The following is an 11,135-nucleotide window of genomic DNA, read 5'->3' as shown; positions in this document are numbered from 1 at the left end:
GCGGTGGCCTTCAGCGGTCGCCTTCAATACGGGCGCGGATCTCGCGCGCGGTTTCCAGCAGCCCTTCGTAGCCGGAGCGCGCATGCTCGGGCAGGTCCGGGTCGCCGACCAGCGTACCGAGCGTCTCGATGATGCTGTAGACGAGGCCCTTGGCCGCGCCCACCGCGATGCTGTTCTCGTCGACGGCGCTGCTCAGATGGGCCAGCGCGTCGCCAAGGTGCTCCGCGCCGGCGGGATCGGCGCGCGTTTGCGTGTCGGCCTCGGGCAAGGGCTCGGGATCGCGCGTCGGATCGCGCATCGGATCATGTTCGGGCGTCATGGTCGTGGCCTGATCGATTTGGGAGGGGCTGCGCCGGGACTTGTCCGGCACGCGTTCATTCTACGCGCGACGTGCCGGCGCACGGTAACCGCGGACGACTGCGGGCGACCGCTCGGCCACTGCGGTCGCCAGCGTGCATCGGGAAAACCCGATGCAACAAAATGCGAGATTGACAAAATCTTTGACGCCGATTGAAAGGCATCATTGGCCTCGCGGCGCCGAGCGCGGCAAAATGGCGCCATCCCTGGTACGAGGCCGATGCCGCCGGCGCCGGGACCGCACGGTTCGCAGGCTGCACGGGCGAAGGCGGGGACGGTTGAATTCGAGTCCGCCGCCGCCATCTTCCGTATTGCAAACCCGGGCGGCCAACCCCGGCGCAGCATGGCCGGCCCCGACGAGCCGCGAGAAAGTCGTGTAATGTAGCGGTTCGGCATAATCCAGCCTTTTGAAATCCCCGAGCGAAACCTGAGGTTTTCCGCCATGAGCGAACAAATCAAGTATGTGAGCGACGCCTCCTTCGACGCCGACGTCCTCCAGTCCGACAAGCCCGTCCTGCTCGACTTCTGGGCCGAATGGTGCGGCCCCTGCAAGATGATCGCGCCGATCCTGGACGAAGTCGCCAAGGACTACAGCGACAAGCTGCAAGTGGCCAAGATCAACGTCGACGAGAACCAGCAGGTGCCGGCCAAATTCGGCATCCGCGGCATCCCCACGCTGATCCTGTTCAAGAATGGCCAGGTCGCCGCGCAGAAGGTCGGCGCGCTGTCCAAGTCGCAGCTGACCGCCTTCCTCGACGGCAACCTGTAATTGCCCCGCGCGGGGCGCGCAACGCGCGCCGCGACAGGCATCGCCGCCCTCCCGGGCGGCCACGATCCGGCTGGCGCCCCGGGCTCTGGTGCGCCAGTCGGATTGTGCTAAGATGCCCCCTACAACTTCCCCGAGCGTTCGCTCATTTCTTTCCCCTTCCTTTGCTTCCGCCCGTCCGGGCCCCATCTGTACCCCTCGTCTATGCACCTGACAGAACTCAAATCGCTTCACGTGTCTGCCCTTCTCGAAATGGCCGCGACCCTCGAGATCGACAACGCACAACGGATGCGCAAACAGGAACTGATGTTTGCGATCCTGAAGAAGCGCGCCAAGATGGGCGAAACCATCTACGGAGACGGCACGCTGGAAGTGTTGCCCGACGGCTTCGGCTTTCTGCGCTCGCCCGAAACGTCGTATCTGGCCAGCACGGACGATATCTATATTTCCCCCTCGCAAATCCGCCGCTTCAATCTGCATACCGGCGATTCGATCGAGGGCGAGGTGCGGACGCCCAAGGACGGCGAGCGCTATTTCGCGCTGGTCAAGGTCGACAAGGTCAACGGGCAGCCGCCCGAAGCGGTCAAGAACCGCATCATGTTCGAGAACCTGACGCCGCTGCATCCGAACCGGCCGTTGACGCTCGAACGCGATATCAAGGCCGAGGAAAACATCACCGGCCGCATCATCGACATGATCGCGCCGATCGGCCGCGGCCAGCGCGCGCTGCTGGTGGCCTCGCCGAAGTCGGGCAAGACCGTGATGCTGCAGCATGTCGCCCACGCGATCGCCAACAACCATCCCGAAGCCGACCTGTTCGTGCTGCTGATCGACGAGCGTCCCGAGGAAGTGACCGAGATGCAGCGCTCGGTGCGCGGCGAGGTGGTGGCGTCGACCTTCGACGAACCGGCGATCCGCCACGTGCAGGTCGCCGAGATGGTGATCGAGAAGGCCAAGCGCCTGGTCGAACTGAAGCGCGACGTGGTGATCCTGCTGGACTCGATCACGCGTCTGGCGCGCGCCTACAACACGGTGGTGCCGGCCTCGGGCAAGGTGCTGACCGGCGGTGTCGACGCCAACGCGCTGCAGCGTCCGAAGCGTTTCTTCGGTGCCGCGCGCAATCTCGAGGAAGGCGGTTCGCTGACGATCATCGCCACCGCGCTGATCGAAACCGGCAGCCGCATGGACGACGTGATCTACGAAGAGTTCAAGGGCACCGGCAACATGGAAGTGCACCTCGAACGCCGGCTGGCCGAGAAGCGCGTCTACCCGTCGATCAACCTGAACAAGTCCGGCACGCGCCGTGAGGAACTGCTGATCAAGCCCGAGATCCTGCAAAAGATCTGGGTGCTGCGCAAGTTCATCTCGGACATGGACGAAGTGCAGGCGATGGAATTCATCCTCGACAAGATGAAGGCGACCAAGAACAACGCCGAATTCTTCGACATGATGCGCCGCGGCGGCTGAAGCCGCCCGCCATCGCTCCGATTGCCTGGAGTCAAGGCGCGCCACGGCGCGCCTTTTTTCCGTCCGCGCCACGCTGCCCGAATTCACCGACTGAGCCGACTGCCGCCATGCTCGCCCGCCTCGCCCGACTGCTGCATGCCCGCTCGCGCCAGCGCAAGCTGCGCCGCTACGCGATCGACGACGCGCTGTGGCAGCAGACCGTCGCCTCGCTGCCCTTCCTGCAGCGCTATGGCGCCGAGGATCTCGCGACGCTGCGCGAGCTGGCCACGCTGTTCATCGCCGACAAGGAATATTCGACGGCGCACGAACTCGCGCTGACCGACGAGATGGTGGTCAGCGTCGCCGTTCAGGCCTGCGTGCCGATCCTGCGGCTCGGACTGGAGTGGTATCGCGGCTGGCATGGCATCGTGCTGTACCCCGGCGAATTCATCATCCGGCGAACCGTCGAGGACGAGATCGGTCTGGTGCATGGCGTGGTCGAGGAGGCCAGCGGCGAGGCCTGGGAACGCGGGCCGGTGATTCTGTCCTGGCCGGACGCCAGTCTGCCGGGCGCGGGCCTGGACGCCGCCGCGGATCAACCGGACGACACCTACAACGTGGTGATCCACGAGTTCGCCCACAAGCTGGACATGCTGGACGGCGAGGCCGACGGCGTGCCGCCCTTCTCGCGCACGCTGCATGCCGGCGTGCAGCGCAGCCAGTGGGCGCAGACGTTCGATGCCGAATACCAGCGCTTTGCCGACGCCTGCGACGCAGTGCCCGACGCCGCCTGGGACGACCCTGACCGCCTGCCAGCGCCGATGCGCGTGATCGATCCCTATGGCGCGGAAGCGCCCGGCGAATTTTTCGCGGTCGCCTCGGAGGCGTTCTTCGTCGAACCGGCCGGACTGTCGCGGCATTGGCCGGCGCTCTACGGCTTGCTGAAGGCCTTCTACCGGCAGGATCCCGCATCTATGTGACTCGAGAGGCGCAATGCCGCACTGCATCGTCACGACGCGATGCGTGTTGCACCTTGCCCAAGTCCTTGTTTCTCTGCCATAATCCGCGTTTGTCCGTCACCGGCAAGTGGTTCGCTCGCCGCCAGCCAGCGCAACAACGAATGGCCAGATAACTATGGCCAGGCACTGGCGGCCGCGGACTGGCTACCCAACCTGCAAGGAAACACCATGAAAGAAGGCATTCACCCGAATTACCGCGAAGTCGTGTTCGTCGACGTGTCGTGCGACTTCAGCTTCGTGACCCGCTCGACCATCCAGACCAAGGAAACGATTACCTGGAAGGATGGCAAGGAATATCCGCTGGCCAAGATCGAAGTGTCGTCGGAATCGCACCCGTTCTACACCGGCACCCAGAAGATCATGGACACCGCCGGCCGCGTCGAGAAGTTCCGCCAGAAGTTCGGCAGCAAGCTGGGCAAGTCCGCCGCGAAGTAATCCGGCGCTGGACCCAGAGACGGCGCCGGCAGCGCATCCCGCATGCCTTCTGCCGCCGTCCGATGCGCGCCTTCCTGCAGGAACCGGTGCACATTGTGTTAAAAGAGGCAGCCCAGGCTGCCTCTTTGCTTTTGCAACGCGTCTGGCGCAGCGCGGTCTTCTTTCTGTTGCAAACAATCCACCGCGCCCGCCAAGTCCGGTGCCAAGCCCTGCGCCAAATCCGCCGCCCAGCCCGCTGACCGATCGATGAGCCCCGTCAAAGCCTCCCGCGTCCACCTGACCGCCGCCGCCACCGGGGCCCTGCCCCGCGCCCTGCTGCTGGCGATCTGCATCATCTACGGCGCCGTCGGCCTGTTCGGCCGCGACCCGTGGAAGAACGAGGACGCCGCCGGCTTCGGCGTGATGTGGCAGCTGGCCATCGGCGGCCTGCACGACTGGCTGATGCCGAACATCGCCGGCCGGCCATACGGGCAGGATGGCCCGCTGGTGTTCTGGGTCGGCGCCACGATGATCCGGCTGGCCAGCGGCTGGCTGGGCGCGCCCGATGCCGCGCGGCTGGCCACCGCGCTGTTCTATTTCGCGACCTGCGCCTTCATCTGGTACGCGACCTATCTGCTGGGACGCCGCGCCGAGGTGCAGCCCTTCGCCTTCGCCTTCGGCGGCCAGCCCAATGCGCGGGACTACGGGCGCACGCTGGCCGATGGCGCGCTGCTGATCTTCCTGGCCTGCGTCGGCCTGGCGATGCGCGGCCACGAGACCACGCCGCAGGTCGGCCAGGTCTGTTTCGTCGCGATGAGCCTCTATGGCCTGGTGCGCAGCCTCGACATGCCGACGCAGGGCGCGCTGTGGCTGGGCGCCGGGCTGGGCGCGCTGACGCTGGCCAGCGGCCCGATCCTGCCGCTGGTGCTGTTTGCCGCAATCCTGATCGGCGCGCTGGTCTGCAAGCCGCTGCCGTTGCGGCGCGTGCTGACGATCGCGTTGCCGATCGCGCTGGCGATGGTCGCGGCATGGATGGCGGCGACCTACTTCGGCGCCGCGCATCGCGATGAGGCGGTCGCCTTCATCCGCGAATGGTCGCGCTACGACCGCCGCACCTACAGCTGGCCGAACGGGTTTGCGATCGGCTTCGTCGCGCGCAATTTCTTCCTGTTCTCGTGGCCGGTGTGGCCGATCGCGATCTGGTCCTGGCTCAGCTGGGCCGGCATGCGGCGCGGGCCCCATGTTGCGCTGCCGCTGGCGCTGCTGCTGCCGCTGTTCGTGCTGCTGCTGATGCTGCGCCAGCCCGGCGACGTGCAGTTCATCCTGCTGCTGCCGCCGATGGCGGTGCTGGCGGCGTTCGGCCTGCCGACGCTGACGCGGGCCACCATCAACGCGATCGACTGGTTCGCGCTGCTGTTCTTCACGATCTTCGGCGGCTTCGTCTGGTTCATGTGGCTGGCCAAGACCACCGGCTGGCCGCCGCGGATCGCCAACAACATCTTCAAGCAGCTGCCCGGCTATCAGCATGTGTTCTCGGTCAGCGCGGTGCTGTTCGCGATCGCCGCGACCGCGGCCTGGGTGCTGGTAGTGCGCTGGCGGCTGTCGCGGGCGCCCAAGCAGATCTGGCGCCCGGTGGTGATCTCGGCCGCCGGCACGACGCTGATGTGGGTGATGGCGATGACGCTGTGGCTGCCGTCGATCAACTACGGCAAGACCTACCGCGACGTCGCCGAGGCCGCCTCCATGGCGCTGCCTTCCACCTACGAATGTGTGCAGCCGATCCGCATGGGCGATGCGCAGCTGGCTTCGTTCGCCTTCTTCGGGCATTTCCGCTTCGGCGGCCCCGAGGATGGCTGCGACGTGCTGCTGCGGCACGATCCGGTCGATTACGGTGCGCCGTCGAGCATCTCGCGCTTCGAATGGCGGCTGATCTGGGAAGGCCGCCGCCCGTCGGACCGCGACGAACGCTTCCGCATGTACCAGCTGATCGAAAAGCCCGCGGCCCCGCCGCGCAAGAGCACGCGCCGGCTGCCGCGCCAGCCTTGATCGCCGGGCCCCGCGGCCGGGGCCTCAACCCTTCGCGCGGCACCATCGCACGGCCGCCCGGCCGGGGCCCGCGCCGCGCCTCCGAACGACCATGACCCTGACCCAGGACCTTCGCCGCATCGCCGCGCTGGCCGGCCCCGTGCTGATCGGCCAGCTGGCCGTGATCGCCTTCAGCGTGATCGACACGATCATGGCCGGCCGCGCCTCGGCCACCGATCTGGCCGCCGTGGGGCTGGGCGGGTCGATCTATGTGACCGTCTATATCAGCCTGATGGGCGTGCTGCAGGCGCTGGCGCCGATCGCCGGGCAGCTCTATGGCGCCGGCCGCCATGCGGAGATCGGCGTCGAGGTGCGGCAGGCCGCATGGCTGGGCCTGGCGCTGGCGGTGCCGGGCATGCTGCTGCTCAGTTTCCCCGGCCCGCTGCTGGCTTTCGCCAAGGCGCCGCCCGAGCTGGTCGACAAGGCCACCGCCTATCTGCATCTGCAGGCGTTCGGCCTGCCGGCGGCGCTGGGCTTCCGGATCTATTCGGCGCTGAACAATGCGCTGTCGCGTCCGATCATGGTGACGCTGCTGCAGTTGCTGGGGCTCGCGGTCAAGGTGCCGCTCAACGCGTGGTTCATCCATGGCGGACTGGGCCTGGCGCCGATGGGCGGCCCGGGCTGCGCGCTGGCGTCGACGCTGATCAGCTGGATGTGGTGTGTGTCCGGCGTGCTGATCCTGCGCCAGGGCAGCGCCTACCGGCCGCTGGCCATCTTCGCGGCGTGGAGCTGGCCGATGCGTTCGCATCTGTGGGCGCTGCTGCGGCTTGGCGTGCCGATGGGGCTGACCTATCTGATCGAAATCACCTCGTTCACGCTGATGTCGGTCTTCATCACGCGGTTGGGCACGGTCACGCTGGCGGGGCACCAGATCATCGCCAACCTCGGTGCGGTCGCCTATATGCTGCCGCTGTCGCTGGGCATCGCCACCTCGACGCTGGTCGCGCAGGCGGTCGGCGCCCGCGACCGGGCCGGCGCGCGTCGTGTCGGCTGGCGCGGGATCCGGCTGGCCGCCGCGCTGGCGCTGGCGGTCGGGGCGACGCTGTGGCTGCTGCGCGCGCCGGTGCTGCATGCCTATGCCAGCGACGCCGCGGTGGTGCAGGCGGCGCTGCCGCTCGTGACGTTTGTCGCGCTCTACCAGGCCTTCGATGCCGTGCAGGTGACCACGGCCTTCGTGCTGCGCGCCTACAAGATCGCGCTGGTGCCGACCATCATCTATGCGCTGTCGCTGTGGGGAATCGGCCTGGGCGGCGGCTATCTGCTGGGATTCGGTCTGATCGACGGGATGCCGGCGTTCACGCGGGGCGCGGCCGGTTTCTGGCTGGCCAACAGCTTGAGCCTGGCCATCGCCGGGGCGCTGCTGGTGTTCTATTTCATTCGAATCAGCGAGGAGCGCGGCTGAGGGATCGCATTCCTGGCGCGCCCTGGCCTGCGCCTGCTGGTGTCCGCGGCGGGCGCAGAACAAAACCGCGCGCAGCAAAAAGAAAAACCCGCATGGCGCTAACCATGCGGGTTCAGTTTTGGCGGAGTGGACGGGACTCGAACCCGCGACCCCCGGCGTGACAGGCCGGTATTCTAACCGACTGAACTACCACTCCTTAGTCGGCTTATCGATATTGCTGCACCGAGGTGCGGGCTTTACCGATAATCTGGACGTTTGATTACGCCCATTATCTGGCGTCCCCTAGGGGATTCGAACCCCTGTACTCACCGTGAAAGGGTGATGTCCTAGGCCTCTAGACGAAGGGGACAGAAACTTGTTTTTCAACACGTTCCGTCTTGTTTCGAGCACCGCGGCGAACCGCCTTGCCGAAACGGACAACACCGTACTGCTGATGTTATCGCTGGAATTTTGGTGGAGCTAAGCGGGATCGAACCGCTGACCTCTTGCATGCCATGCAAGCGCTCTCCCAGCTGAGCTATAGCCCCATGATTACTGCTGTCGCCGTTATTGCCACCGGCGTTTCGCCTTTCGTTTCCTGATTATCGATTCGTTTTACCGAAGCGATTATCTTGTCGTTTCCAGCGAAGCCAAGATTATATAACAGCCTTGCTTTTTTGCAAGCCCCTATTTCACTTTTTTACTGCTTCGGCTGTCGTCGATATCGCTTGTGATATTCGCTGATAACCGCTGCGGTACTGCCGTGATGCCCGCTTGGTGTTGAACCGCGCTGCAGGGAGAAAGAGATTATGCGCAAGTCGCGGCAAAAGCGCAAGCCCCCGCCGCAACTTTTTTGCGGCCTCAGCCGCCCACACCCGCCTGCAGACGGCGCAGCACCGCATCGCGGCCAATCAACTCCAGCACCGCATCGATGCTGGGCGTCTGCAGCTGGCCGACCACCAGCAGGCGCACCGGCATGGCGAGCTTCGGCATCTTCAGACCGAATTCGGCCAGCACCGCCTTGAACTCGGCCGAGATCGCCTCGCGGCGCCATTCGGTCAGCGCGGCCAGGCGCTGCGACAGCGCCCGCACGGCGGGCACGATTTCGTCGGTCAGATGTTCGACCTTCAGCGCCGGATCGGGCTGCGGCTCGCCGCGATAGAACAGCAGCGCGGTCTGCGCGACTTCCTTCAGCGTATTGGCGCGGTCCTTGACCAGCGCCACCACGCCGACCAGATCGGCGCCCTCGACCTTGCCGCCCAGCTGCTCGATGAAGGGGCGGGTCAGCTCGGCCAGGCGTGCGTTGTCGCCGACCTTGATGTAGTGGTTGTTCAGCCAGGCCAGCTTCTCGGGGTTGTACTGCGCCGGCGACTTGCCCAGATGCTCCAGATCGAACCATTCGACGAACTGATCGCGCGAGAAAATCTCGGCGTCGCCGTGCGCCCAGCCCAGCCGCGCCAGATAGTTGAGCACCGCCTCCGGCAAATACCCTTCGTCGCGGTAGGCCGTCACCGCCATCGCGCCATGGCGCTTGCTCATCTTCTCGCCGTGCTCGTTCAGCACGGTCGGCAGGTGCGCGTAGACCGGCGGCGTGCCGCCCAGCGCGCGGATGATGTTGATCTGGCGGGGCGTGTTGTTGACGTGGTCATCGCCGCGGATCACATGCGTGATCTTCATGTCGAGGTCGTCGATCACCACGCAGAAGTTGTAGGTCGGCGTGCCGTCCGGCCGCGCGATCACCAGGTCGTCGAGCTCGTCGTTCGAGATCTCGATGCGGCCCTTGACCGCGTCGTCCCACACCACGCTGCCGCCGATCGGATTCTTGAAGCGGATCACCGGATCGACGCCGGCCGGCGGCGTCGGCAGGTCCTTGCCCGGCTCGGGACGCCAGAAGCCGTTGTAGCGCGGCTTCTCGCCGCGCGCGCGCTGCTCTTCGCGCAGCGCGTCAAGTTCCTCGGTGCTCATATAGCAGCGGTACGCCAGGCCCGCGTCCAGCATCTGCTTGACCACCTCGCGATAGCGGTCCATCCGCTGCATCTGGTAGAACGGCCCCTCGTCGATGTCCAGGCCCAGCCATTCCATGCTTTCGAGGATCACGTCGACCGCTTCCTGCGAGGAGCGCTCGACGTCGGTGTCCTCGATGCGCAGGATGAAGTCGCCCTTCATGCGGCGGGCGAAGGCCCACGGATACAGCGCGGAACGGATATTGCCCAGGTGGATGAAGCCGGTCGGGCTTGGGGCGAAGCGGGTGCGGACGCGTGTGGTCATAGACGGGAAGACAGGGGATACCGCGGAATACAGCGGAAACTCGGCAAACAAAAAGGCCCGCGCAACAAGGGGCGGGGCCGACGATTCGGAGCGGGTTATTGTAGCAAAGGCCCCTGTCACCCCCGGCAGGGTAAATCTGTCACCCCTGCCCGCTCCGCAGGCCGCGCGGCGGAATCGTTTATGCTATCGCCCGGTCTGAACCGCTGCCCCGCGGGAGCCTGCCCCGGCAGCGCATTGGACTCGCCGGCGAACCGGCGGGCACCCCGACCTCCCGCCCGACCCTTTCATTGTCCGCATGCAACGACGTACCTTCCTCAGCGCGGCCGCGGGCGCCACCGCGGCGTCCCTGCTGGCCGCCTGCAGCCTGGGCCCAAAACGCGACACTCCCGCCGAGCCCACGGCGGTCACGCCGCCGCCGCGTCCGGTGCGCATCGGCCTGGCGCTGGGCGGCGGCGCCGCGCGCGGCTTCGCTCATATCGGCGTGATCAAGACGCTGGAGGCGCATGGCATCCGCCCGGACCTGGTCACCGGCACCAGCGCGGGCGCGGTGGTGGCGGCGCTGTACGCGTCCGGCATGGACGGCTTCGAGCTGAACAAGCACGCGTTGAAGATGGACGAGGCCACCATCGCGGATTGGGCCCTGCCCTTCGGCACGCGCTTCGGCGGCTGGCTCAAGGGCGAGGCGCTGCAGAACTACGTCAACCGGCTGGTCGACAACCGGCCGATCGAGGCGATGAAGATCCCGCTGGGCATCGTCGCCACCGACCTGAAGACGGGGCGCGGCATCCTGTTCCGGCGCGGCAACACCGGGCAGGCGGTACGCGCGTCCAGCAGCGTGCCCGGCGTGTTCCAGCCGGTATCGATCCAGGGGCACGACTATGTCGACGGCGGCCTGGTCGAGCCGGTGCCGGTCGACTCGGCGCGCAGCATGGGCGCGGACTTCGTCATCGCGGTCAACATCTCGGCCGATCCGGCCAGCCAGAACAACGTCGGCCAGAGCGGCGTGCTGCTGCAGACCACGGCGATCATGGGACAGTCGATCAACCGGCTGGCGCTGGCCCGCGCCGACGTGGTGATCCGCCCTGACCTGCCCGACATGAGCGGCAGCGACTTCGGCGCGCGCAATCGCGCGATCCTGGCCGGCGAGAAGGCCGCCGTCGCTGCGCTGCCCGCGCTGCGGGAGAAGCTGGCGCAGGCGCGCCTGCAGCCGGCCGTCCCGATCGCAGGGAAGTAGACGGCGGACCGGATGGCAGACGTACAAGCGAGGGCAACGACGTCCGCAAAAACAGAAAGGACTGCCGAGGCAGTCCTTTTTGTTGCATGTGACCCGTCCTGAATACGGTTGACACTTTTCCTGCCGAGATTGGGAGAGTGCTGTGGAGAGGGAACGGAAGCGAAC

At 66.3% G+C, this 11,135-nt stretch carries 9 protein-coding genes and 3 tRNA genes; 7 read left to right on the top strand and 5 right to left on the bottom strand.

Annotated features, from left to right (window positions below; genetic code table 11):
* Positions 1–10 precede the first annotated feature (10 nt).
* On the bottom strand, positions 11–319 hold the full coding sequence (locus HTY53_RS21245) for a hypothetical protein (protein ID WP_254600060.1): 309 nt from the start codon (positions 317–319) through the stop codon (positions 11–13).
* Between the two features lie 480 nt (positions 320–799).
* Between HTY53_RS21245 and trxA the strand changes: the two genes are divergently transcribed.
* From trxA to HTY53_RS21215, 6 genes are all read left to right on the top strand, one after another.
* The gene (gene trxA, locus HTY53_RS21240; RefSeq protein ID WP_006578220.1) at positions 800–1,126 is read left to right on the top strand and encodes a thioredoxin TrxA; all 327 of its coding nucleotides are present in this window, start codon (positions 800–802) and stop codon (positions 1,124–1,126) included.
* A gap of 201 nt (positions 1,127–1,327) precedes the next feature.
* Positions 1,328–2,590, top strand: coding sequence for a transcription termination factor Rho (gene rho / locus HTY53_RS21235; protein WP_006578219.1), 1,263 nt, complete (start codon positions 1,328–1,330; stop codon positions 2,588–2,590).
* A gap of 107 nt (positions 2,591–2,697) precedes the next feature.
* Positions 2,698–3,549: a M90 family metallopeptidase gene (locus tag HTY53_RS21230; RefSeq protein WP_174108538.1), complete on the top strand. Its 852-nt coding sequence runs from the start codon at positions 2,698–2,700 to the stop codon at positions 3,547–3,549.
* A gap of 207 nt (positions 3,550–3,756) precedes the next feature.
* Positions 3,757–4,023 (top strand): type B 50S ribosomal protein L31, encoded by a 267-nt coding sequence (locus tag HTY53_RS21225; RefSeq protein ID WP_174108537.1) that lies wholly within the window; start codon positions 3,757–3,759, stop codon positions 4,021–4,023.
* 246 nt (positions 4,024–4,269) lie between these two features.
* Entirely contained in the window at positions 4,270–6,048 is a 1,779-nt protein-coding gene (locus tag HTY53_RS21220) for an ArnT family glycosyltransferase (protein WP_174108536.1), read from the top strand.
* A 91-nt stretch (positions 6,049–6,139) separates the two neighbouring features.
* Positions 6,140–7,489: an MATE family efflux transporter gene (locus HTY53_RS21215; protein WP_174108535.1), complete on the top strand. Its 1,350-nt coding sequence runs from the start codon at positions 6,140–6,142 to the stop codon at positions 7,487–7,489.
* A gap of 119 nt (positions 7,490–7,608) precedes the next feature.
* Here HTY53_RS21215 and HTY53_RS21210 read toward each other — a convergent pair.
* The 4 genes from HTY53_RS21210 to gltX form a co-directional block, all read right to left on the bottom strand.
* Positions 7,609–7,685: transfer RNA gene (locus HTY53_RS21210), tRNA-Asp, on the bottom strand.
* A gap of 77 nt (positions 7,686–7,762) precedes the next feature.
* Positions 7,763–7,838: transfer RNA gene (locus tag HTY53_RS21205), tRNA-Glu, on the bottom strand.
* Positions 7,839–7,940: 102 nt separating this feature from the next.
* Positions 7,941–8,016: transfer RNA gene (locus HTY53_RS21200), tRNA-Ala, on the bottom strand.
* Between the two features lie 313 nt (positions 8,017–8,329).
* Positions 8,330–9,736, bottom strand: coding sequence for a glutamate--tRNA ligase (gltX, locus tag HTY53_RS21195; protein WP_174108534.1), 1,407 nt, complete (start codon positions 9,734–9,736; stop codon positions 8,330–8,332).
* Between the two features lie 295 nt (positions 9,737–10,031).
* On the opposite strand from gltX, the gene HTY53_RS21190 reads away from it, so the two are divergent.
* The gene (locus tag HTY53_RS21190) at positions 10,032–10,970 is read left to right on the top strand and encodes a patatin-like phospholipase family protein (RefSeq protein WP_174108533.1); all 939 of its coding nucleotides are present in this window, start codon (positions 10,032–10,034) and stop codon (positions 10,968–10,970) included.
* Positions 10,971–11,135 lie beyond the last annotated feature (165 nt).

It is taken from the genome of Cupriavidus gilardii (assembly GCF_013314895.1).
Taxonomy (GTDB): domain Bacteria; phylum Pseudomonadota; class Gammaproteobacteria; order Burkholderiales; family Burkholderiaceae; genus Cupriavidus; species Cupriavidus gilardii_C.
This window is presented reverse-complemented; position numbering and strand designations above follow the sequence as displayed.

Bases quoted from the DNA above. Each gene is read 5' to 3' on its own strand.
- HTY53_RS21230 (WP_174108538.1), top strand. From the start codon at position 2,698: ATGCTCGCCCGCCTCGCCCGACTGCTGCATGCCCGCTCGCGCCAGCGC.
- HTY53_RS21245 (WP_254600060.1), bottom strand. From the start codon at position 319: ATGACGCCCGAACATGATCCGATGCGCGATCCGACGCGCGATCCCGAG.
- rho (WP_006578219.1), top strand. From the start codon at position 1,328: ATGCACCTGACAGAACTCAAATCGCTTCACGTGTCTGCCCTTCTCGAA.
- HTY53_RS21220 (WP_174108536.1), top strand. From the start codon at position 4,270: ATGAGCCCCGTCAAAGCCTCCCGCGTCCACCTGACCGCCGCCGCCACC.
- HTY53_RS21190 (WP_174108533.1), top strand. From the start codon at position 10,032: ATGCAACGACGTACCTTCCTCAGCGCGGCCGCGGGCGCCACCGCGGCG.
- trxA (WP_006578220.1), top strand. From the start codon at position 800: ATGAGCGAACAAATCAAGTATGTGAGCGACGCCTCCTTCGACGCCGAC.
- HTY53_RS21225 (WP_174108537.1), top strand. From the start codon at position 3,757: ATGAAAGAAGGCATTCACCCGAATTACCGCGAAGTCGTGTTCGTCGAC.
- HTY53_RS21215 (WP_174108535.1), top strand. From the start codon at position 6,140: ATGACCCTGACCCAGGACCTTCGCCGCATCGCCGCGCTGGCCGGCCCC.
- gltX (WP_174108534.1), bottom strand. From the start codon at position 9,736: ATGACCACACGCGTCCGCACCCGCTTCGCCCCAAGCCCGACCGGCTTC.